Source organism: Chitinophaga chungangae (assembly GCF_017742215.1).
Lineage (GTDB): Bacteria > Bacteroidota > Bacteroidia > Chitinophagales > Chitinophagaceae > Chitinophaga > Chitinophaga chungangae.
Genome location: NZ_JAGHKP010000003.1, coordinates 1 through 23,392 on the forward strand (window position 1 = coordinate 1; position 23,392 = coordinate 23,392).

Genomic DNA, 23,392 nt, shown 5'->3' on the forward strand with positions numbered 1-23,392 from the left:
AGGCATCGACCCGAAACGGTTGTATTACAGCAACAAAGGCGAGCTGGAACCGGTGAACAAATGCAAGGACGGCGTGCCCTGCAGCGAGGAAGAATACAGGGAGAACAGGCGTTCGGAACTGAAAGTGAAATGGTAAAATTAAAACCGATAAAAAGGACTACAATATTGGACAGGTTATGTTGACGCATAACCGTATGAAAGGCGTACCGGCCATTCCTGGCGGGTAATTTCAAAATACGTATACTTTCAACTTGGCAAATGTGTAAGAAAAAGAAGCCGGAATTTTTTCCGGCTTTTTATTTTGTTATCCAGAGAACGAAGCGGAATTTTTTAAAGCAGATGTAATGTCCTGCTGACGATTTTTTCTTCGGCGATCCCTTCCGGCGGCGACTGTTTCTTGTTGCAGAAATATTCCGTAAAGCCGCTGTGGCGATGCTTCGATAATCCTGCTGCTTTCTTTTTTATTAAAAATAGACCTATTGTCCCGCGTATTCGGTATTTTTAGAACATGCGCATCCTGAAAATACTGCTCCTTTCATTGATAAGTTTTTCCGCAGCAGCGGCAGACACGGCTCCGGGCGTACAGTTTTTTGAAGGTTCCTGGGCCGAATTGCTTCAAACCGCCCAGAAACAGGGCAAGCTGATATTTGTTGACGTGTACACCGACTGGTGCCCGCCCTGCAAGCAGATGGACAAAGAAATATTCCCCTTAAAAGATGTGGGAGACAGTTACAACGCCATGTTCATCAACTATCGGCTGGACGCGGAAAAGGGCGAAGGCGTTCAGCTCGCCGGGCAATTCGCGGTGAAGGCTTATCCCACCTATCTCTACCTCGATGCAAAAGGCTCGCTGCTATACCGCGCCGTAGGCTTTCAGACCCCGGAAATGCTGGCCGCTAACGCGAAACAGGCCATGGCTTCCAGTGTAGCCGGCAATAATTCCATCAGCTTTTTTGAAACACAATTCAAAAACGGGAAACGCGATGCGGATTTCTTGCGCGCATATCTCAAACGCACGGCCGAACTGGGCCTCGACAATACTACCGCACTGAATGCATATCTGGAAACGCTGCCTGTCAGCAGGCTTTCGACGGAAGGCGAACTGCTGTATCTCAGCGAACAACTTTCCAGCGCGCGCAGCAATGCGCTTGAATTTGTAATGACGCATTACGACAAGCTGAACGCGGAACAAAAGAAAAAAGTTGCCGCCCGCCTGTACTCCGCGCTGCTCTACACGGCCAGCGGAGCGTCGATGAAAGAAGGCAGGCCCGTGGAGGTGAAGCAGATACTCGCTTATATCACGCAGCTGGAACCGGAGCTCACCGCAAAACAACTTGAAGGCGCCAGCCGGATGCGCATGATGTATTACGGCATGGTAAAAGATGTTGCGGGCTTGAAAAAAACGGGGTACAACCTGGTCGGCCGGTCGATGGACATACCGATGGATTCGGTACGCGCGGAAGACGCGAAACTTTACGAACAAACCATGAAACCCTTCCTCACCGGCGAGCGGGACAGCACGAAGATCCCGGGTTTCCAGGAAGAAAAACAATTCATCGTCAATCAATATTCCCGCAAGCTCGCCATGCCGCTGTACGAATCAGCCACCGCGTTCGCCAAAACGCTCGATCCCGGAGATCCCGCACTGGCAGATGCTTTGCGCTGGGCCTTGCGTTTACGGGAGCTGATGCCCGCAGATAACCGGTTCGACGAACTGGTGAGCCGCCTGCGCACGCTTTCGGCTCAACGGTAACACCCGAATTCCGTTTCAAAAGAAGACAGGTCGCACTCCAATGCCACGCGGTCCCATTTGCCGGTGTTGGCCGCCGCTTCGTACGTGGTCTGAAAAAAGTCCATCAGCGCGGCTTCAGGGTCGGCAGATTGCTGCACTATTGCGTATGGCAAGAGGTATTCTCCCATTTCAGCACTGTAAAACGCGCCTTCCGGTTTTAAAGGCTGTTCCCCGAAACCGGGCGCGGCGGGATAGGCATATGCATAGAAGGCCGCGTGCGGGTACTGATCATTACCCGGCCAGAAACCGCAGGAGCTCACTTCTTTCGAATACGATTCCTGCATTACTTTATCGGGCATATTCGGCGTGGAGCCCTGGTACAGCGGCGCATCGCGGCCGGAGAAACGGGTTACGGCCAGGTCGAACCCGCCCCAGAAAAAATGCACCGGGCTGCATTTGCCCGTAAACCGCGTGCGGAAGCGGGTGAGCACGGTATGCACGTTTACCAGCGCCTGCCAGAACGCCTGCATCTGTTCGGGGTTGTAGGATTGATGCACCCGGTCTTCCGAAAAAGGAATGGCATTTTCCATTTCGCTCGGCGCGGCATGGATCGTTACGTCGATCTTCAGCTGCTTTAATTTTTTAAACACTTCATTGTAAAAATCCGCGACGGTCATCGGCCTTAATTCGATCGTTTCCCGCTCTCCCTTGCTGGTGGTGATTTCCAGCCGGTGATGCACAAAATCGAAACCGATCCCGAAAATGCCCGGATCATACGGCATACTGCCCGTGCCGAGGCCGAAGGGCGTCACGTACAGCGTAACATGCCAGGAATGGTTCAGCCAGGGCATTGTTCTCAACCTGATCTTGCCCACGATCTGCGTCCAGAGGTGAACGGTGGCAAGCGTATCTTTCCAGCTGGAATAATCCAGTACAGGCCAGTTGTTTTGCATAAAAAATATATTGAGGTACGTTATCTTAACAACCAAAAGCGCCGTTAAGTTGCGCTTAACAGCAGTAATTAACAGCCGTGCAAGCGCTTGTCCGCTAAATTGTTGCGTCCCGCAAAACAGCCGTTGCGAATTAGATGGTCGTGAACCAAAACAATTTTTTAATATTGTGTCAAGACGTACCGTCTGGAAATTACAGGAAGTTTTTATCAACCACATTATGGATCATGCATACAGCCAACTATCAGACCTGGAACTGGCGGGCTTGCTGAAGTCCGGGGACCAGTCTGCCTTTGCACAGATCTATGAGCGTTACTGGCGGGTTATTTACGGCCACGTATACAAAATGCTGCTGGACGAGGAAGAAGCGAAAGACGTGATACAGGAGGTGTTCAGCGAAATATGGATAAAACGGGAACAGCACTACTCCAACCTGGCCGGTTATTTATATGTATCGGCCCGTCATAAAGTGATCAACCTCGTCAGGAAAACCAAATTCCACAGCGCATACCTCGATTCGCTCAGCCGTTTTGCCAACGGGATCAGCACCGCCACGCTCGAGCAGCTGGACGAAAAAGACCTCGCGGCCGCCATCGAGCGGGAAATACAGGGCCTTCCGCCGAGAATGAAAGAGATATTCGAGCTCAGCCGGAAAGAAAACCTGAGCTACAAAGAGATTGCCGGCCGGCTCGGCATATCAGACAAAACAGTAAAAAAACAGATGCATAAATCCTTGCAGCAGATCAGGCTGAACCTGAAAGATTCGGGCGCGGTAGCGATCGTTTTGCTGGCATGGATACGCTGACGGAAATTTTTTTTGGACCCGGGTACTACCTTCCCTTTTTCCGGTTGTCTTATTATTAAAGCCGCCCTCCGGGCACAATACAATTACTGTGGACCAACAACAGGCAGAAGAACTTTTGACGAGATACGCCGAAGGCACCGCCAGCGAAGCTGAACGGGCCATGGTAGAGCGTTGGTACGAATCGGAGGCGGCGGGCCGCCAGCTTGGCGACGAACATTTCTTCGAACATCTGAACACGGAGATCTGGGCGGGAACGCTGGAAAAAGCGGGCATCAGCCGCCCGCCGGCACGCCGTAAAATATTCAGCCTGTACAGGGCTGCGGCCGCTGCGGCCGTCCTGTTGCTGGTTGCGGCGGGTTTGGTCTGGCTGATGAAAGGCCGTGAAACGGGCGCTGTCCGGCAGCCGGTTGCGGCCCAGCAGGAAAATATCCTGCCGGGAAGCAACAAAGCGATACTCACGCTCGGCAACGGCCAGTCCATTTCGTTGACGGACGCGGCAGACGGGGAGCTGGCGCGGCAGGGAGATACGCGTATTTCCAAAACAAAGGAAGGCCAGCTGGCTTACGAACCTGGCGCAGGCACGGGGGCGGCCAGCCACAATACCGTCAGCACGCCGCGCGGCGGGCAATACAGGATCGATCTGCCGGACGGCACGCGCGTTTGGCTGAACGCCGCATCGTCGCTCACGTTCCCGGCGTCGTTCGCGGGACTGCGGGATCGTAGCGTGGAATTGTCCGGCGAAGCGTATTTCGAAGTGGCCGGAGACGCGGGCAAACCATTCAAAGTGATCAGCAACGGGCATACAGTGGAAGTGCTGGGCACGCATTTCAACGTCAACGCTTACCACGACGAGCCCGATATAAAAACCACCCTGCTGGAAGGGGCCGTGAAAGTGAACGGCAGCCTGCTGAAGCCGGGCCAGCAGTCGGTGCTGCATAACGGAACGATCAGCATCCGCGACACGGAAACGGAAGCGGCCACGGCGTGGAAAAATGGCGAGTTCATCTTCAACGGGCAGGACTTCAAAACCGTGATGCGCATGATCTCGCGCTGGTACGACGTAGACGTGGAATATGAATACGATCCGAAACCGTTCCGTATCGGCGGCGAAGTATCGCGCGGCAGAAATATTGCCGAAGTGCTGAAGATGCTGGAAGTAACAGGAGGAGTTAAATTCAGGATAGAAGACAGGACGATCAAAGTGATCAGATAAGCTGGAATATTACCAATAAGCCCTGGCATGAGAAGCCTTTTTGATAAAAAGGCCCGGGCATTTATCAACTAAAATACCGATTGAATGTTCAAACAAATTACCGGGAAAGGTAAGCGGCCCCGCTATGCCTCCACGTTTCCGCTCGTTATGAAGTTCGCCTTCGCGATGCTGTTAAGCGCCGCTTTACAGGCCAGCGCCGCTTCGGGCTACGCGCAAAACATCACCATCAACGAAAAGAACGCACCGCTGGAGAAGATCCTCAAGCTCATCCGCGTACAAAGCGGCTACGATTTTATGTATGATAAAGATCTTATCAGCAAAATCGACAAAGTAGACCTCCAGGTCAAAAATGTAACCGTGCAGCAGGCCATGCAACGCTGTCTCGCCGGTTTGCCGCTGAGCTTTTACATAGACGACCGTATGATCGTGATCAAAAAAAAGGAAGCCGCGCCCCAGCAAAAAATGGACAGTACCATTACCGGCCGGGTGACAGACGATGAAAGCGGCGAAGCCGTACCCGGCGCTTCCGTGATGGTAAAAGGCGGCAGCGCCCGCGCGGTAACCGACCAGGACGGTCATTTCAGGATCGCCGCGCCCGACGGCGCCGTAGTAGTGATCAGCTTTATCGGCTACGAAAAAAAAGAAGCGGTGGTAAACGGGCGGGAACTGTCCGTAAAAATATCGCCCACCGCATCGGCCATGAAAGAAGTAGTGGTAACGGGTTATGGCGAAACCAGGAGAAGAGACCTCACCGGCTCCATTGCATCGGTGAAGATGGAAGATTTTCATAAAGCGCCCGTGCGCTCTTTTGAAGAAGCGCTGGCCGGCCGCGTGGCGGGCGTGCAGGTAAGCTCTTCAGACGGGCAGCCCGGCGCGGACATGAGGGTGGTGATCAGGGGGAACAATTCCGTTACGCAAGACAACTCGCCGTTGTACGTGATAGACGGTTTCCCGATGGAAAGCCCGGACAACAACGCCATCAATCCTTCCGAGATCACCAGCATCGAAATATTGAAAGACGCTTCCGCCACGGCCATTTACGGCGCGCGCGGCGCGAACGGCGTTGTGATCATCACCACCAAAAAAGGCCGGGAAGGCCCGCCGGTGATCACTTACAACGGTTACTACGGCATCCAGCAGAATATCCGGAAAATGGACCTGATGGAACCTTACGAATTTGTAAAGTACCAGGTGGAACGCGACAGCGCGCTCGCCAATCCCGCTTATCTCGCCAACGGCAAAAGCATCGAAGAATACCGCAACGTAAAAGGGCTCGACCTGCAGGACGAAATTTTCAGGATACAGCCCATGCAAAACCATTTTATTTCCATCAGCGGCGGCACCAAAGCCACCAAATACCTGATCTCCGGGTCGTACCTCAACCAGGACGGGGTGATCGTGAACACCGGTTACGACCGCTTCCAGGGGCGTCTTAATGTAGAAACCGCCATCAGCGATAATTTTAAAGTAGGCATCAACGCCAACCTGAGCCATCTCGACAAATTCGGCACCACGCCGGCTACCGGCAGGGGCTCGGTATTTTCCAGCAACCTGATGTACAGCGTGTGGGGTTTCAGGCCGGTAACCGGCAATTCAGGCAGCGCGCTGATCGACGAGGAAATAGACGATGTGGTGGACCCTTTGAGCGATTACCGCTTCAATCCTTTGTATTCGGTGAAGAACGAGCACCGGCAAACGCTTTCGGATATAACGATGGTGAACGGTTTTGCGGAATACAAAATCGGCAAATACCTGACGCTGCGCGTAACCGGCGGCATGACCAAAGAAAAGATCAAAACGGAAGCGTTTAATAACAGCAAAACCGCGACGGGCAGCCCGTTTACCCAGGCCGGGAAAAACTTTGGCGTGAACGGTTCGGTGAATTTTGTGGAAAGGAACAGTTATCTGAACGAAAATACCCTCACCTTCAACAAAGAACTGAACCGCTCGCACCGCATCAACGCGGTGGCGGGTTTTACCGCGCAAAGCAGCAACAGCGCACGGAACGGTTATGCCGCCAACCAGGTGCCCAACGAGGCCCTGGGCGTAGCCGGCCTCCGGGAAGGAACGCCGGTGACCGTCAATTCCGGCGCGTCTTCTTTTACGCTTGCGTCGTTTCTCGGGAGAGTGAATTACACCTTCCGCGATAAATATTTACTGACGGCGTCGTTCCGCGCAGACGGCTCCTCCAAATTCTCCGACGGCAACAAATGGGGCTTCTTTCCCTCCGGCTCCGTGGCCTGGAGGATCAACGAAGAAGCGTTCATGAAATCGCTTCGTTTTATTTCCAATGCCAAGCTGAGAGCGAGCTACGGCGTAACGGGCAACAACCGCGTGTCTGACTTCGCTTATCTCTCCGCCATCACATTGCCGGCCGGTATAGCTTACAGTTTCGACAACCTGCCGGTGAAAGCCGCGATATTGTCCGAGTTGGGCACGAAAATGCTGAAATGGGAAAGCACGCGTCAAAGTAACATCGGGCTGGACCTCGGTTTCTTCGACCAGCGCCTCACGCTCGAAGCGGACGCGTATAAAAAAATGACCTCCGACCTGTTGCTGAACGCCAAACTGCCCACTTCCATGGGTTTCACGGAGGCGTTCAAAAATATCGGCAAAGTGCAGAACAGCGGCCTGGAGTTCACGCTCAACGGCGATATTCTCCGGAAAACCGCGTTGAAGTGGAACGCAGGTTTCAATATTTCCTTCAACAAAAACAAACTGGTACAGCTGGCGGACAACCAGACCGAACTGCTGTCTATCCTCACCTGGAACCTCGACTTCAGCAAAGTGCCGTTGTATATCGCTGAAGTGGGCGCGCCCATCTCGCAGTATTACGGCTACATCTGGGAAGGCAATTACCAGTACAGCGATTTTGATGAAACCAGCCCGGGCGTTTATGCGCTTAAAGACGGCGTGGCTACATACCGTACAAACCGCGCGCAGACGCAGCCGGGAGACATCCGCCTCAAAGATATCACCGGGGACGGAAAAGTGAATACAGACGACCGTACAGTGATCGGCAATCCCAACCCGGATTACACCGGCGGTTTTACCAACAATTTTTCATGGAAAGGTTTTGACCTGAACGTGTTTTTCCAGTTCGCCGTCGGGCAGGAAATATTCAATGCCAACCGCATCATTTTTGAAGGCGGCGGCAGGATGCACCAGAACATGTTTGCCACTTACGAAAACCGCTGGACGCCGGAAAACCAGAACAACACCTACTACCGCACCAACGGGCAGGGCCCGGCGGATTTCGGTTATTCCACCCGCCTCGTGGAAGACGGTTCTTACCTGCGCCTGAAAACGGTGGCGCTGGGATATAATATTCCCGCCGGCGTTTTAAAAAGAATAAAACTGAGCAGCCTGCGCGTGTACGCATCCGCGCAAAACCTGGTCACCTGGACGAAATATTCCGGTTTCGACCCCGAGGTGTCCGCCTTTGATTCCGCGCTCACACCCGGTTTCGATTACTCCGTTTATCCACGTGCCAGAACCATCACCTTTGGCCTTAACATGACATTATAAAAGAAGCTGAACATGAAAAAATCACTCGTCCTGTTAATTGCGATCACACTGCTGGCCGGCACTTCCTGCAAAAAGTTCCTCGCCACCAAACCGAAGGATTTTTCTTCACCCGAACAGTATTACAGCACTGAAAAGGAGCTGAACGAAGCGCTGGCGGGCGTATACGCATCGCTGACCACCACTTCCACCTATGGGCTTTATTTGTCTTTGTTCCTTGCCCACGGCAGCGACGAAGCATTTTATAAAAATACGACCAGCGCCGCCAACGCCATGGCGTACGATCATAATACCGCGGATACGTATGTAGACCAGGTGTGGAGAGACCTTTACATCGGCATCAACCGCGCCAATTACCTGCTGGCCAATATCCACAAACCGGAGATGGGCGAAGGCGCGAGGAATGTGATCAAAGGCGAAACCCTTTTCCTGCGCGCGTTTATGTATTTCCAGCTCATTTCGCTCTGGGGCGATGTGCCGCTAATGCTCGATCCTACGGAAGACAGCCGGAATACGGACAACCCGAGAACGCCCTCCAAACAGGTGTTTGACCAGATCGTGGGAGACATGATCGCCGCCAAAGACCTCGTGAACAGCTACACGGTTACCGGAAAACCGACGCACATATCGAAAACCGCGATCATGGGCATGCTGGCGCGGGTGTACCTGAAAATGGCAGGCGAGCCGCTGAAGGACGTGAGCAAATACGCGGACGCGCGGGCCTGGGCAGACAGTGTGATCCAATCCGGCATTCACCGCCTGAACGCCGATTATAAACAAGTGTTCATCAACGAGACGGCAGACCTGTACGATACACAATTCAATGAAACGCTGTGGGAGATAGAGTTTTACGGCAACAGCACCGAAACGCTGAAGATGGGCGGCCGTTTCGTGAACTATGCGTCCACGCTTAACCGCGACAACGTGGCGGGTTACGCTTATGAAAGGATCGGCGCTACGGGCACACTCTATAAAATGTACGCGCCCGGCGATCTGCGCCGCGATTGGAACATCGCGCCTTACAGCTTCCGCGGCAACAAAGGAACGGAAGAAGTCGAGAAAGCGCCCACGGACATCTATTCCAGGAGCTGCGGAAAATGGAGAAGGAAATACGAAACATTTTTGCCGAGAAGTACCGATTACGGCCCGACGAACTTCCCAATGCTCCGGTATTCAGACGTGCTGCTGATGTTCGCCGAGGCGGACAATGAAGTGAACGGAGGCCCCTCCGCCGCCGCGTACGACGCCATCAACCAGGTGCGCAGGCGCGGTTACGGCAAACTGTTGCCGGACGCGACGGATATCACCGGGGCCGATTTCAGCGGGATGGACCATGGATCTTTCTTGTCTGCATTACAGCAGGAACGCGCCAGGGAGCTGACTTTTGAAGCGCTCCGCAAACACGACCTGATCCGATGGGGCATCTTTATCCCGGTGATGAAAGCCGTGGGAGCCGATCACGGAGCGAATGCGCCCGCCAACCTGAAATACGCCACGCGCGGCTACAACAATGTGGAAGAAAAACACAAACTGTTGCCGATCCCCAGCCTTGAAATGTCACTGAACAAAGCGATGGAACAAAACCCGCTCTGGAAATAAGATAAACACCGCTGAAAAAAGCAAGTCCCGCTTCTGTTTTACACGGAAGCGGGACTTGATTTTTATGTAGATTTTTTATTGGCCGGTCGTTTTCATCAGCTGCTTTTCCCAACCTGCAGGCGTTTCCACCTGCAGATGTTTTACATCGTTGCCGATAAAAAAATGAGAAGCGCCGTTATTTTCGATTTTCGCTATGTTTTTTATTTGCAGCCCCTCCACATCTTCCGCCATCACCGGCGGGCGCGGGTCCTGCGCTGCGGAGCCGAGCATCAGGCCGTTGATCTGTACGTTTTTAGCGTGGCGGATAAAAAGCCCGGAGGAAGGTAGTTCTTTCCATACGGTGGGCTGGGGGTAACCTTTTTCATCTTCCTTCACGTCTTTAAAACCGGCCAGGTAACCGCCGGGCTGAACGCCGCCTTTGTTGAAGAACTGGATATTGGAAAGCGAAATGTTTTCAACGTAATGGCCCGGAATAGCGGTGACAGACGAGCAATAATTGCCGGTATTGTAAGCCGTCACATTGCTGATCACGATATTTTTCATGGTGCCGACAGGGGGCGCCGGGGCGTCTGCCGTGTGTTTGCGGGCGCGGTTGCCAAGGCGAACGTACAACGGGCAATTGGAGCCGCTGATGGTCACGTTGCTGATGTTGACGCCTTCCATGGCGCCGCCGTCCACGATTTCGAGGGAGAGGCCCGCGATGCCGTTCGCATTGCCGTAGATCGGCGGATGTTCGTTGCGGCTGGGTTTGATCACGCAGTTTGAAATGGCGATGTTTTTAAACCCGCCGGTGGATTCGGTGCCGGCTTTAATGGCGTTGCAGAAGCTGGACACGATGCAGTTGGTGATGAGGAGGTCTTCCGTAGCGGCCGCGCCCGTGCTTTTGATCACGATCGCATCATCGTCCGTATCGAACACTGAATTGGACAATATAAACCGCCTGCAACCGTCGATGTCGATGCCGTCGTTGTTGCGGTTGGCGTGGTTGTACACGTTGATGCGATCCACGGTTACGTCTTCGCAATCGAGGTAATGCTGGTTCCAGATGGCGGCGTTGAGCATGCGCACCTGTTCCACGCGCACGTTGCGGCAGGAGATGAACAGGATATTGCGCGGGCGGCCGTCCATATCGCCGCCCAGTTTGTTTTTCGGGTTGCCGGGGTGTTTGGCGCCGTTGCCGTCGATGGTGCCGGGGCCGGTTACCGCGATGTTGACGGCTTCGCTGGCATAAATGAGCGCATGCCATCCGCCGGGATCTTTTTGCGAACGGTAACGCGGCTGCGGCTGTGTGGGGAAATCTTCTTTCGCTGCGCTGGCCAGCAATGTGGCGCCCATTTGCAGATGCAGTTCCACGTTGTTTTTTAGGACGATCGTGCCGGAGCTGAAAATACCCGCGGGAACGATCACCCGGCCTCCGCCGTTCGCATGGCATTCACCGACGGCTTTATTGATAGCGGCGGTGTTGATGTTGCCCGCGCCGGGTTTTGCGCCGAAATCCGTGATCAGGTAGTCGTTTGCGGCTGCCTGAAACGAGAGGGCGCACAGCCAAAGCCATCCTGTTTTTTTCATTATGTTCATCATTTTTTTGATTGTTTCGTCAGTCATTGAGCCACCACAGCAGCGCGTTTTGTACATCCGCCAGGGGTACGGTTTTTAGCCGGTCTTCTGCATGTTGTTGCCGGTAAATATTTTGGAGGAATGAAACATCGTCCATTTCACCCGCGATCAGCAATTTTTTAGGAGCGAGGCTGGCGGCGAGATCGGGGAGGTCGTACACGCCGTTTGCACCGGCCACGGCGCTTTGTATCAGCATTGGTTCGTAAGTGCGGCTGGAAAGAATATTGTACCATGATGCACTGGGATGAACGAGCGCTACCCGTGAAATGTTTTTATCGAATGCGACGGCGTGCAGCAGAACGGGCGCCATGTGTTCCTGCGCAAGACCGGATATTTCCTTCACCCCATTTTGCGCCAGCACGCCTGCAAGCCTTGCCACATCGCCCGCGCGGATGCCGGTGATGCTGCGGCCGGTTTGAACGGCGGCGAACCAGAGATTATACGAAATGCTGTCGATGAAGGAATCGCCCTGGAAAATACCCGGGCCGGTTTCGCCGGTGCCGATCATGTCCGGCGCGAGAACAGTAAAACCCTGTTTCACCAGCCATTCCATTTGCCCGCCCGCACCCGCGTCTTTCGCCTTTCCGGCGGGATGCAGGTAGATAACGGCTTTGCCGCCCGCGTTTCCCGGTTTCATCAGAATGTATGGCACCACATAATCGCCTTCGCCTTTGATGAAATATTTTTCAATCACATATCCCTCCTTCCGCAAACGGCCGGTGAACACCGGCGAAGCGGCAACGGCCGGCGCACGATAGCCGGAAAGTATCCGCGCGGAATCGAGCATGGCCGGAATGTAGGAAGGTTGTTTCCTGGCGTTTTCAAGCCGCGCGTGCTGCTGTTTGGCTTGTACCAGGTGAAGGCTGAAGAGGGTTTCGCCTTTCAGCGAAGTGCTGAGCTGCCCGGTGGGCGTTACCTGCAGTTCTTTCGCGCTCAGCGGCTGTACATCCTCATCCACAGCCGTTCCCGGCCTGCCGAGATGTTGTTGCAGGAACGCGTACAGCGCTTCGCGGTTCTTTTTGGTGGAGGCATGCGGCGCATCGTCCGTCACCATCTGGAAATTTTCTTTTCCGTCCAAAGCGGCATACATCGCGGCAACTTCCCGGGCGCTTTCCTGCGCGCCTTGTATGGAAAACATATCGCGCGAAGTGGTGATCATCAGGCAGGGTTTGGGCGCGCGTACCATCAGCAGGTCGCCCATATCGAGCCCGCGCGCGATGCCGCCCGGGAAGTTCTGTTCCGCGTCCTGCGGGCCAATGGATTGAAAGAGCCGGGTGAAACTGGTGATATAATTTTCGGGTGCAGCCACTTTGATGCGTTCGTCGAATGCCGCGATATAAGCGCTTTGCGTGCCGCCGCCGGAACGGCCGGTAACCGCGATGCGCGAAGCGTCCACTTCTTTCCGCGAAAGCAGGAGGTCTACCGCCCTGATGCCGTCCCAGATCATGTACATCGCCAGCGTACGGCCATTCATGAACAGCTGTGCGCCGGGGTAAGAGTGTTCGTTAGACGGCCATTTGTGTTTCGATCTTTTGGTCGCGGCATCGTAATATTCCAGCCGCTCTCCCTGTCCTACCGGGTCAAACGCAAACACGACGAAACCTTTTTTCACGAGGTTCAGTATCACGTGCTGGTAAACGGCCGAGCGGTAGCCGGTGGCGGAATGGCCGCTGCAATACAATACGGCCGGGGCTTTTTCGCCTTTTTTCAGTTCCGGGACGAACAACGAGCCGGTTACAAAAAAACCGGGCTGCGATTCGTACACGATGTTCTCCACCCGGAAACCATCCTTTTTCAGCGTGGCGGTCACTTTCACGTGCAGCGGCGTTTTTTCCGGGAACGCGCCCACGGCTTCCTGCAGCGTTTTCCGGAGCCATAGCCTGCGTTGTTCCCATTGCGTGGGAGATTGCAGGGCGGAAACTTCCTCCGCGCGTTTTTCAAGGTGCACGAAAGCTTCCGCGGCAAGATGATGATAGAGGGAATTGGGCGCATCGCTGTATTGCATCCATTTCTGAAGCACATCGAGCTCCTGCTGTGCGTTTGCATTGGCGGCGGCCAGCAGCACGATCATACACGCTGCGTACAGGCGGGCGCAAAGCCTGGTTATTGGAATTCTTCTAAACATACGACATTCAGGCCCCATGCCGGGGGCGGCTTTTTCATAACACGACATACAAACTGTTTGCTGTTATAAATTAGACAACTGAAAAGGGGCGTGGTAGTATGGAAGATAAAGTTTTTTGTTTATTCGCAACGGTTTTGATCACTTCGAGGATAGCATGGTTAATATCCAATATTTGTAAGAATGTATGTACATGAATCATTTCCAGGTCTACGCCCAAAAGCCGGATATCGTTTTATTATGTCCGGCGGCTTTCCACGGTGTACACGAAACTTTCCGCTTTGTAGTACCCGAGGTTATATTCGATGGGGCGGTCGCCCTGGTCGTACACGAACCGTTTGCGCAATAGCAGCGGGCTTCCCGGCTCTATTTCCAGCTTTCCCGCCACGAATTTATCCGCGGCCCTGGCGCTGATCTCTTCTTTTGAAAGACTGGCGATCACGTGATGGTCTTTTTCGAGGATCTCGTACAGCGGGCGTTTAAAATCTTCTTCCCCGGTGAGGCCCACGCGCGGGTGGAAGTAGGAGATGAAATACACGAAAGGCTCTTCCTGCTTGCCCCTGAGGCGTTCCAGCTTCAGTACTTTTTTGGCAGTGTCAACACCGAAAAAATTAGCGATGGCTTCTTCCGGATATACCCAGCTGACGTGCAATTCGAAGTTGCGGATGGGAATGCCGCGGGCCTGCATTTCCTGCGAAAAGCTCAGCCAGTTCTTGGATTTGGAGCTTACGGAAGGCTCGGCGATACGGGTGCCCACGCCTTTTTTGCGGATCAGCAAACCCTCGTATACGAGTTTGTTCAGCGCCTGCCTCAGCGTAGTGCGGGAAATAGCGAGCTGTTTAGCGAGCTCTACCTCGTTGGGAAACATTTTGCCGTCGGCAAAATGTGGGTCTTTGATGAGCTTGCGAAGCAATTCTTCAGCCTGGAGATGCAGGGGAACAGCACTCCTGTGATCGATACTGAGTTTCATATTGGTAACCCAAAAGTAGAAAAAAAAGTTTGTATCTATGGATTATGTATGTATGTTTGTACATATGGCTCCGTTGCCGACCTAGTCTGGGAATAACAATTCAACATGTAAAATCGTATTTATTCAGTTATGGAGATTAGCCCAAATGTTGCAGGCAGTGCGCAGGCAAAAGGAACTAAATGGAGAAAAACCTCCCAACCCATGATGCCGCAACAGGTTACGGTCGCTGGCAGTCGCCGCGGGTACGACATCAACCCGTTCCATTCGTTGGCCGGCGGAAAGATCTTCAACGGCTATGCCTCGCTGGCGGAATGGATCAAGGAACGGAAATCCGTCAGGATCGACGGTTTTGTCGGCGTGTTCTGGAAAGAAGTGCGCCAGCTGCTGGACGAACAGTTCCGCCACGCGGGCCTCAGCGTGAAATGGACGGAAACGGCCGGTTACCTGAAACCTTCGGCCGAAATAGAAAAGATGGTGGCGCCATATATCGGCACGCCCGGTTCGGTGTGGGGCACTAAAGCCGCGCTGGATATCGGCGATTTTTTCCTGCCCGGGCTTGCACAGCTGTCTGCCGATGCTGTTTTTGATATCAATATCGTGATCGGCACCGGCGCGGCGCTCGTGAAAAACGACGCGCCGCTGATCTACCTCGATCTGCCGAAAAATGAATTGCAATACCGTATGAAAGCCGGTACAGTCCTGAACCTGGGCGCTTCTTCCGCAGGCAGTTCCTCCGAAATGTACAAACGGTTTTATTTCGTGGACTGGGTGGTGCTCAACGAACATAAATGCCGCATCGTGAACGAGATCGCGGTGATCGGCGACGCGCAGTGGAAAGATTCGCTGAACTGGATGGCGGCCGGTTCGTTGAAACAAGGCATGCAAAAGCTCAGCGGCAGCGTGTTCCGCGTAAAACCCTGGTTCGAGCCGGGCGCTTGGGGCGGGCAATGGATGAAGGAAAGGATCGATGGGCTGGACAAAAACGAAGTGAACTATGCCTGGTCGTTCGAACTGATCGTGCCGGAAAACGGGCTCGTGTTCGAAAGCGGCGGTTGGTTGCTGGAAGTGTCGTTCGATTTCCTGATGTTCCTGCATTACCGCGAAGTGCTCGGCAAACACGCGGAAACGTTCAAATATGAGTTCCCCGTCCGGTTCGATTTCCTCGATACCTGGGAAGGCGGCAATCTCTCCATACAATGCCATCCTTCCGTGGAGTATATCCGGCAGCAGTTCGGCGAAAACTTCACGCAGGACGAAACCTACTACATCCTCGACGCAAAAGCCGATGCGACTGTTTACCTCGGTTTCCAGGAAAACATCGACGCGGCGGAGTTCCGGCAGCAGCTGGAACAAAGCAAGGAAAAGAATCAGCCGGTGGACATCGAGCGGTACGTGCAATGTTTCAAAGCCGCCAAACACGAGCTATACCTGATCCCGAACGGAACGGTGCACAGCGCGGGGAAAAATAACCTGGTATTGGAGATCTCGGCCACGCCCTATATTTTCACTTTTAAGATGTACGACTGGCTGCGCCTCGATCTCAACGGCGAGCCGCGATCCATCAACATCGAGCATGCCTTCAATAACCTGCGTTTCGAACGGAAAGGAGAGAAGGTGAGGCAGGAATTGATCTCGCATCCCGTGGTGCTGCAAGAAGATGCGGCGGGAAAAGTCGTTCACCTGCCTACGCATAAAGACCATTATTACGATGTTCACCGCCTCGAATTCGATCGATCGATGGAAGTGAATACAGACGGGAGTTTTCACGTGCTGATGCTCGTGGAAGGAGAATCCGTTTCCATCGAAACCGCCAATGGCGTCAAAGCCGTTTTTAGTTATGCGGAAACATTCGTGGTGCCTGCCGCGGCCGTCGCATACCGTGTTACCAACAATGGCGGCGGCGCTGCCAAACTTGTTAAAGCATTTTTAAAAGATACGCTGTAAAATAAATCGCATGTCAGGATTTAAAAGATACATGCTGCTGCTGTTCCTCGGAGCTTTCGCTGCCGGCAGCCAGGCGCAGGATAAACAACCGGTGGACTATGCAGATCCACTGCTGGGCACCTCCGAATCGCGCTGGATGCTGAACCCCGGCGCCACCATGCCTTTCGGGATGGTGCAGCTTAGCCCGGACAACCAGGGGAACGTCTGGAAATCCGGTTATGAATACACGCTCAACAACGTGGGCGGTTTCAGCCACATTCACTCCTGGACCATGTCCGGCCTGTCCATCATGCCCACCGTGGGCGCGCTGAACACCCGCATGGGCCCGGCAGACGGCCCTACCACCGGCTGGACCACCGGTTACCGTTCCCGTGTGGACAAATCTTCCGAGAAGGCCAGTCCCGGTTATTATGCGGTTACGCTGCTCAACGGCAACATTCACACCGAACTGACGGCCACCACCCGCGCGGGTTTCTTCCGTTTCACCTATCCCGAAGCCACGGAAACCAACATTGTCATCGATCTCGAATTTTTCGCCGAAAACACGCCCGAAGTGCTGGACGCGAAGATTATCAAAGTAAGCGACCGCGAGATCGAAGGATATTCCAAACAGAAATGGAGCTGGAATGAATACACGGTGCATTTTGTGATCCGTTTCAACAAACCGTTCAAAAGTTTCGGCGGCTGGAACGGCAACAACATCATGAAAGACGTAACCTCCGTTACCGGTAAAAAAGACGTGGGCGGTTACGCGCATTTCGAAACGGAAAAAGGCGAAGTGATCCTGATGCAGACTGGTATTTCGCTGGTAAGCACGGAGCAGGCGCGGCTGAACCTGGAAACGGAAATGAACCCTTTTAACTGGGATTTCGACCAGGTGCGCAACAACGCACGCAACGTGTGGAACAAACTGCTGGGCAAGATCACCGTGGAAGGCGGCACCGAAGAGAACAAAAAGAAATTCTACACCAACTTCTACCGTTCCTACGTGGCCCGCACCACCTGGAGCGATGTGAACGGCAAATATGTGGACGTGTGCGAGCGTGTGCAGCAGGCCGGCCCCAACACGCCGGTATATGGCTGCGACGCTTTCTGGAACACGTTCTGGAACCTCAACCAGTTATGGACGCTGGCCAATCCAGACCTTGCGGCCAGCTGGGTGCGCTCTTTGCTGGAAGTGTACAAACACGGCGGCTGGCTGCCGAAAGGCCCCGCCGGCATCGAATATTCCGGTATCATGGAGGCTTCGCACGAGATCGCGCTGATCACCAGCGCTTACCAGAAAGGCATCCGCGATTTTGATGTGGAAACCGCTTTTAAAGCCATGGTGCACCAGCAAACGGAGCCGGGCAAAGAACATGAGTGCGGTGGCTATGCGGGCAACCGTTTTTTCGCGTCGTACCTGGAGCTGGGGTATGTGCCTGACGAAGAAGGCCAGGTGTCCAACACGCTGGAATACGCATTCGACGACTGGTGCGTGGCGCAGATGGCGAAGGCGCTCGGTAAGAAAAAAGAATACGAGGTCTTCATTAAACGGGCCGGCAATTATAAAAATGTATTCGACAAGGAAACGAAATACATCCGCACGAAAAAACGCGATGGCAGCTGGGTGCAGGACTGGACGCCGTTTTGCTGCACTTCCTTCAGCGGCCCCGGTTACCTCGAAGGCAACGCCTGGCAGTACAGTTTCTTTAATCCACACGACGTGCAGGGCATTTTGAACCTGATGGGGGAAGACGAGTTTAACAACCGCCTGAACGATGGTTTTGTGAAGTCTTCCCGTTTCAATTTTAACGCAGACGGCGACCATTATGACCAGGTGCCTATCAATCACGGCAACCAGCCGAACATGCAGGCGGCATATCTTTTCAACTATTCCGGCAAGCCCTGGCTGACGCAGAACTGGGTGCGCGAGATCATGAATAAATATTACGGTTCCACGCCGCTGCACGGCTGGTTGGGTGATGAAGACGAAGGCCAGATGGGCGCATGGTTCGTGATGAGCGCGATGGGCCTGTTCCAGACGGAAGGCGGTACCTCCGTGAAACCGTTCTACGAGATCGGCAGCCCGCTTTTCGAAAAGGTGACCATTCATCTCGACGATAAATATTATACCGGGAAAACCTTCACCATCGAAGCCCGCAACACGTCTGACGCAAACCGTTACATTCAGTCCGCAAAGCTGGACGGCAAGGCGCTGAACAAACCCTGGTTCTATCATAAGGACCTGGTAGACGGCGGCAGCCTGGTTCTCGAAATGGGCGCTTCGCCGAATGAAAAATGGGGCAGCAGGCCCGAAGATGCACCGCCATCCATGTCTGCGCCCGTAAAAAAATAATGCATGCCTTTTGATATCAACAACAGGTTTTATCTCGCAATCGTAACCACGGTGGCATCGCTGGGAGGTTTTTTATTCGGCTTCGATATGGCCGTGATATCAGGCATCCTACCGCTGGTGCAAAAAGAATTTTCGTTAAGCGCCGCCCAGGAAGGATGGTTTGTATCCTGTGCGCTGGTGGGCTGCATAATAGGTGTGGCTTTATCCGGTGAACTGTCCGACCGGTTCGGGAGGAAAAAGCCGCTCGTTTTATCGGCGGTTTTATTCCTCCTGTCCGGCCTGGGCTGCGCTTTTCTTCCCGAATTGTCGTGGATCATTGTGGCGCGTATTGCGGGCGGCATCGGTATCGGCCTGGCATCCAACGTGGTGCCGCTGTATATTTCCGAGATCGCGCCGGCCAGTGTGCGTGGGCGCATGGTCACTTTCTACCAGTTCGCGCTGACGTTCGGCATTTTGCTGGCGTATTTGTCCAATGCCGGTTTGCTCGGTTATTCGCTGAACAATGCATTGTCCGCCGCAGACGATATTTTCAGTTACATCTTCATCAGCAAGGTATGGCGCGGCATGTTCGCGATAGAAGTGATCCCTTCCTTGCTTTTCCTGGCCGGCCTGTTTTTTGTGCCCGAAAGCCCGAGATGGCTGGCACAGCGCGGGCAGGCAAGCCGCGAGAATGTTTCCTACCGCGAACTGTTTTCGCCGCAGCTGCGGAAAGCCATGCTGATCGGCATATTGCTGCCGCTGTTCTCGCAGTTCAGCGGCATCAACGCCATTATTTATTACGGCCCGAGCATCCTGAACGATGCGGGCATTACGCTGGAAAACTCGCTGGCCAGCCAGGTGGTATTCGGATTGGCCAACATGCTGTTCACGCTGGTGGCGATCTGGAAGGTAGACAGCCTGGGCCGGCGCCCTTTGTATATTGCAGGCACGGCCGGCGCTACGGTGGCGCTTTTTCTCACCGGCCTGTGTTTTTATACGGGGCAGACCAACGGCATGCTGCTGGTGGTATGTGTGTTATTTTTCCTTGCCTGCTTTGCATTTTCCATCGGGCCGCTGAAATTTGTGGTAGCTTCCGAGATATTCCCGGCGCGCATCCGCGGCAGGGCCATGGCAGTGAGCATTATGGTGATGTGGATCGCGGATACCATCGTGGGCCAGCTGACGCCGGTGCTGATAGACAGTTTCGGCACAGCGTCCACTTTCTTTTTCTTCGCGTTTTCCTGTCTCGTGGCGCTGGTAACGGTATACAGGCTGCTGCCTGAAACCCGTGGCAAAACGCTGGAGCAGATCGAAAACGAATGGAGTTATCATCATTAAAAACATGACATGGAAAACACAGGAGACGGCGCTTTTGTGCTCAGCGCAGACATAGGCGGCTCGCATATCACGGCGGCCGTGGTGGATATGACGGCGCGGCAGGTGGTCCGTTCTACCTGGGCGCGGCGTAAAACCGATCCCTGCTGCCCCGAAGCGGCGGAGCTGATCGGTGCATGGAGCGAAACGCTGGCGGAGGCGCGCGGGGAAATGAACATTTCGAAAGTGAGCCTTTCCATGCCTGGCCCGCTCGATTATGAAAACGGTATTTCTTATATCAAAGACCAGGGGAAATTCGAATCGCTGTACAAGCTGAATATCCGTGAGCTGCTTGCGAAAGAACTGGGGCTGGAAGGGCCCTGCATCAAATTTACCAACGATGCGGCCTGTTTTTTACAGGGCGAAGTATTCGGCGGGACCGTCAGCGAAAACATCACTTCCATCGGCGTAACGCTGGGTACCGGCCTGGGCTCCGCCGTGTGCGTGAATGGAAAGGCGGAGAACGCGGACATGTGGAAAATACCTTTCGACGGATCGATCGCCGAAGATTTTATTTCTACGCGCTGGTTCAAAAAACGTTACGAAGAGCTTACGGGGCGTAGCGTCAGCGGCGTATCCGAACTGAGCGGCAAAGCGGAGGCGGAGCCGGTTATCAAAGAAATATTCGAAACATTCGGCAACAGCCTGGGCCGGTTCATTGTGATGTTCCTGCAGCATCATCCTGCGGAAGCGGTAGTGGTGGGCGGCAACATTGCGCATGCATGGCCGCGTTTCAGCGGCGCCATGATGCTGGAATTGAACAAACATTTCCCGGACATCCATATACAAAAGGCATTATTGGGCGAAGAAGCGCCGCTGCTGGGCGCAGCGAGCGCCTGGGACGGACAGCCTTTCACACTCAACCCTACACAATGAAGATCCGACTGATCCTGTTTTTGACATTGATCTGCCCTGCGGCGCGGGCGCAATATACGCAGTATGTAGACCCGCTGATCGGCACCGCGCATTGCCGCTGGTTCCATTTCACGCCGGGCGCCGTGCCTTTCGGCATGGCAAAACCCGCGCCCTCTACCAATGGCAGCTACGGCAACGTGCACGGGTGGGAAGCCACGGGCTACGATTACCGCCATACTTCCATCGAAGGTTTTCCGAATTTTCACGAGTTCCAGGTGGGCGGTATTGTATTCGCCCCGCTTACCGGTGAGCTGCAAACAGTGCCGGGTAAACTGGAAAAGCCGGAAGAGGGCTACCGTTCAAGGTTCGACAGGAAAGACGAACATGCCACGGCCGGTTATTATTCCGTGCTGCTGAAAGATTACGGTATCAAAGCGGAACTCACCTCCACGCCGCGCGTGGCTTTTCACCGCTACAGTTTTCCCGCTGGCAAACCCGCGCATATTCTTTTTGATATCGGCAACCAGCAGGGTGAAAGCGGCCCTGTGAAAGACGCGAAAGTATACCGCCTGCCCGACGGCCGCATCGAAGGCTGGGTAACCACATTGCCAGTGTATGTAGAGAAATACCAGCCCGGCGCGGAAGTGACCATGTATTTTTCCGCGGAGCTGGATGCCGCGCCTGATGCGTTCGGCGTGTTCAGGAAAAACGATATTCAAAAAAGCGCAGACAGCATATCAGGGCCGGGCGCGGGATTGTACCTGAGTTTCAACGACGGCAAAAAAAGAAGCGTCACGATCAAAGCGGGACTGTCTTACACTTCGGTGGAAAACGCGCGGCAAAACCTGCGCGCGGAGGCTGCCGGCCTGCGTTTCGACAAAGCGAAACAAAACGCAATCGCCAGCTGGAACAGTTACCTGGGCCGCATCAAAGTAGAATCGCCGTTGAAGGCGGACATGGTGAAATTTTACACCGGTCTTTATCATTCACTGCTGGGGCGCGGCCTCGCCAGCGATGTGAGCGGCGCTTACCCGAAAAATAACGGGGAAACCGGTCAGATCCCGTTGGGAGAAAACGGGAAACCGTTGCATAATCATTACAATACAGATGCCATCTGGGGTGGGTTCTGGAACCTCACGCAATTGTGGGCGCTCGCGTATCCCGAATATTATTCCGACTGGATCAAAAGCCAGTTGCTGATCTACCAGGATGCAGGCTGGCTGGCGGACGGCATTGCCAACAGCCGTTTTGTGTCCGGCGTAGGTACCAACTTCGTGAGCCTTGCCATATCGGGGGCTTACATGGCCGGCATCCGTGATTTTGATGTGCAACAGGCATATGCGGCTTCGCTGAAAAACGAACTGGAGGGCAAAGACCGGCCGCGTGGCGCTGGAAAGTTAGACATCGACCGGTTCAGGAAATACGGGTATGTAGATCATATCGAAAAAGCGGACGGATGGCCGGAAACCTGGATGTTCGCGGCATCGCATACGCTGGAATATTCCTTCAGCAGCTACGCGGTGGCGCAATGGGCAAAACTGCTGGGAAAAACGGAGGATTACAAAGAGCTGATGCGACTTGCCGGCGGCTGGAAACATTTGTTCGATACATCGCTGAAACTTATCAGGCCGAAATACGCCAGCGGGCAATTCATCGAAAACTTCAATCCGTCGCAGCCCTGGCGCGGTTTCCAGGAAGGCAATTCCTGGCAGTACACATTTTATGTGCCGCATGATCCACGCGGGCTGGTGAGCGCTTTGGGCAAAGACAGTTTTAATTACAGGCTCAATACCATCTTTGAAACTTCCCGTAAAAACAAATTCGGCGGTGGCACTACCATCGATGCGTTTTCGGGGCTGGAAGGGTTGTATAACCAGGGAAACCAGCCCTGCCTGCACATTCCATGGCTTTTTAATTTTTCGGGCAAACCTTCGCTGACGCAAAAATGGGTACGCACGATCTGCAACGAGTTTTATGGAACGGAAGGAGTGCATGGTTACGGGTATGGGCAAGACGAAGACCAGGGGCAGCTTGGCGCCTGGTACGTGATCTCGTCCATCGGGTTGTTCGATGTGAAGGGGCTGGCGGAAACTGCGCCGGAGCTGGGTATTGGCAGTCCGTTGTTTGATAAGGTAATCATACAGCTCAGCGATAAATATTACAAAGGCGGCGCCTTTACCATCGAAACGCGCCATGGCGGCGGGGAAAACATATACGTGCAATCCCTTTCGCTGAACGGTAAAAAGCTGGACGAGCCTTTTGTGCCATTTAAAAAGGTGATGGAAGGAGGGAAGCTGGTGCTGGAGATGGGGAAGGAGCCGAGGGACGATTACAGAAAGTAAGTAACATGGAAAACAATAGACCGATTA

At 53.9% G+C, this 23,392-nt stretch carries 14 protein-coding genes; 10 read left to right on the forward strand and 4 right to left on the reverse strand.

Annotated features, from left to right (window positions below; all coding sequences use genetic code 11):
- The first annotated feature begins 508 nt into the window (after positions 1–508).
- A complete protein-coding gene (locus J7I43_RS14550) occupies positions 509–1,753 on the forward strand; it encodes a thioredoxin family protein (RefSeq protein ID WP_209146447.1) in 1,245 nt (414 codons plus the stop codon).
- On the opposite strand, the gene J7I43_RS14555 is transcribed toward J7I43_RS14550, so the two are convergent.
- Positions 1,744–2,685 carry a DUF5996 family protein gene (locus J7I43_RS14555; RefSeq protein ID WP_209146448.1) on the reverse strand — a complete coding sequence of 314 codons (942 nt, stop codon included), beginning with the start codon at positions 2,683–2,685 and terminating at the stop codon, positions 1,744–1,746. The genes J7I43_RS14550 and J7I43_RS14555 overlap by 10 nt on opposite strands.
- 217 nt (positions 2,686–2,902) lie before the next feature.
- On the opposite strand from J7I43_RS14555, the gene J7I43_RS14560 reads away from it, so the two are divergent.
- The 4 genes from J7I43_RS14560 (at position 2,903) to J7I43_RS14575 (ending at position 9,824) form a co-directional block, all read left to right on the forward strand.
- Positions 2,903–3,487, forward strand: coding sequence for an RNA polymerase sigma factor (locus tag J7I43_RS14560; protein WP_209146449.1), 585 nt, complete (start codon positions 2,903–2,905; stop codon positions 3,485–3,487).
- Positions 3,488–3,575: 88 nt separating this feature from the next.
- A complete protein-coding gene (locus J7I43_RS14565; RefSeq protein WP_209146450.1) occupies positions 3,576–4,700 on the forward strand; it encodes a FecR family protein in 1,125 nt (374 codons plus the stop codon).
- Positions 4,701–4,784: 84 nt separating this feature from the next.
- Entirely contained in the window at positions 4,785–8,228 is a 3,444-nt protein-coding gene (locus J7I43_RS14570) for a TonB-dependent receptor (RefSeq protein ID WP_209146451.1), read from the forward strand.
- Between the two features lie 12 nt (positions 8,229–8,240).
- Entirely contained in the window at positions 8,241–9,824 is a 1,584-nt protein-coding gene (locus J7I43_RS14575; protein WP_209146452.1) for a RagB/SusD family nutrient uptake outer membrane protein, read from the forward strand.
- Between the two features lie 75 nt (positions 9,825–9,899).
- Here the strand turns inward: J7I43_RS14575 and J7I43_RS14580 are convergent, their stop codons facing one another.
- The 3 genes from J7I43_RS14580 to J7I43_RS14590 all read right to left on the reverse strand — a co-directional run bounded on the left by J7I43_RS14580 (position 9,900) and on the right by J7I43_RS14590 (position 14,533).
- Complete coding sequence (locus J7I43_RS14580) at positions 9,900–11,393, reverse strand: glycoside hydrolase family 28 protein (RefSeq protein WP_209146453.1); 1,494 nt, start codon at positions 11,391–11,393, stop codon at positions 9,900–9,902.
- 28 nt (positions 11,394–11,421) lie between these two features.
- The gene (locus tag J7I43_RS14585; RefSeq protein WP_209146454.1) at positions 11,422–13,512 is read right to left on the reverse strand and encodes an alpha/beta hydrolase; all 2,091 of its coding nucleotides are present in this window, start codon (positions 13,510–13,512) and stop codon (positions 11,422–11,424) included.
- Between the two features lie 289 nt (positions 13,513–13,801).
- Positions 13,802–14,533: a GntR family transcriptional regulator gene (locus J7I43_RS14590; protein ID WP_209146455.1), complete on the reverse strand. Its 732-nt coding sequence runs from the start codon at positions 14,531–14,533 to the stop codon at positions 13,802–13,804.
- 201 nt (positions 14,534–14,734) lie between these two features.
- Between J7I43_RS14590 and J7I43_RS14595 the strand changes: the two genes are divergently transcribed.
- The 5 genes from J7I43_RS14595 to J7I43_RS14615 are packed head-to-tail and all read left to right on the forward strand — an operon-like array spanning position 14,735 to position 23,365.
- A complete protein-coding gene (locus tag J7I43_RS14595) occupies positions 14,735–16,477 on the forward strand; it encodes a class I mannose-6-phosphate isomerase (protein WP_209146456.1) in 1,743 nt (580 codons plus the stop codon).
- Positions 16,478–16,487: 10 nt separating this feature from the next.
- Complete coding sequence (locus J7I43_RS14600) at positions 16,488–18,815, forward strand: GH92 family glycosyl hydrolase (RefSeq protein WP_209146457.1); 2,328 nt, start codon at positions 16,488–16,490, stop codon at positions 18,813–18,815.
- A gap of 3 nt (positions 18,816–18,818) precedes the next feature.
- On the forward strand, positions 18,819–20,132 hold the full coding sequence (locus J7I43_RS14605; protein ID WP_209146458.1) for an MFS transporter: 1,314 nt from the start codon (positions 18,819–18,821) through the stop codon (positions 20,130–20,132).
- Between the two features lie 9 nt (positions 20,133–20,141).
- Positions 20,142–21,044 (forward strand): ROK family protein, encoded by a 903-nt coding sequence (locus J7I43_RS14610; protein WP_209146459.1) that lies wholly within the window; start codon positions 20,142–20,144, stop codon positions 21,042–21,044.
- A complete protein-coding gene (locus J7I43_RS14615) occupies positions 21,041–23,365 on the forward strand; it encodes a GH92 family glycosyl hydrolase (protein ID WP_209146460.1) in 2,325 nt (774 codons plus the stop codon). Before J7I43_RS14610 ends, J7I43_RS14615 begins: the two co-directional genes overlap by 4 nt.
- Positions 23,366–23,392: the final 27 nt, after the last annotated feature.